At 39.6% G+C, this 487-nt stretch carries 3 pseudogenes; 1 reads left to right on the forward strand and 2 read right to left on the reverse strand.

Annotated elements, in window-relative coordinates:
• Positions 1 to 125, reverse strand: a pseudogene (locus tag EYW48_RS21435) (transposase); the annotation flags it as partial.
• A 3-nt stretch (positions 126 to 128) separates the two neighbouring features.
• Between EYW48_RS21435 and EYW48_RS21440 the strand changes: the two are divergent.
• Positions 129 to 293 (forward strand): annotated as a pseudogene (locus EYW48_RS21440) (IS3 family transposase); the annotation flags it as partial.
• Positions 294 to 322: 29 nt separating this feature from the next.
• Here the strand turns inward: EYW48_RS21440 and EYW48_RS21445 are convergent.
• Positions 323 to 487: pseudogene (locus EYW48_RS21445) on the reverse strand (transposase); the annotation flags it as partial.

Here is a 487-nt window from a genome sequence, read left to right on the forward strand (position 1 = left end):
AAGACCTTATGCCGTGGTATGCGCAAGTTATGACACACTTTAATGCTCGTTGAGTCGATGAACTCAATGCCAGTCGGCTCTCCCTTCACATGAGTGAAGAAAGAACTTAAGGGTATGAGAACAGAAGTTCTTTAAAATCAGAGCGTTTAAACGAATTAATCTTTATTAATCATCAATCAATCGTAATGGAAGTAGAGAGCTACATTCGTTTTTACAACTATAAACGAAGTCATAGCGGGATTGATTATTTGACGCCAAATGAAAAATACCAACAAATGCAAAAAATGGCTTAAAAACTCTCCAAAAAAGCAGGATCATTACAGGTTCTCGATAGCTCGATACCTGACTGGGAAAACAAGCTTTCCTGACGATACAGCGGAAGCGCATACTGATATTTGCCTAAAATAATGTTGGCAAGCAGACTTTCGGTAGCGAAGCTTTTGGGGATGATACTTATCGGTGCGGGTTGTTGGTGAATGTGGCTTTT

This window comes from Vibrio sp. 1180_3 (genome assembly GCF_029478545.1).
GTDB lineage: Bacteria > Pseudomonadota > Gammaproteobacteria > Enterobacterales > Vibrionaceae > Vibrio > Vibrio aestuarianus.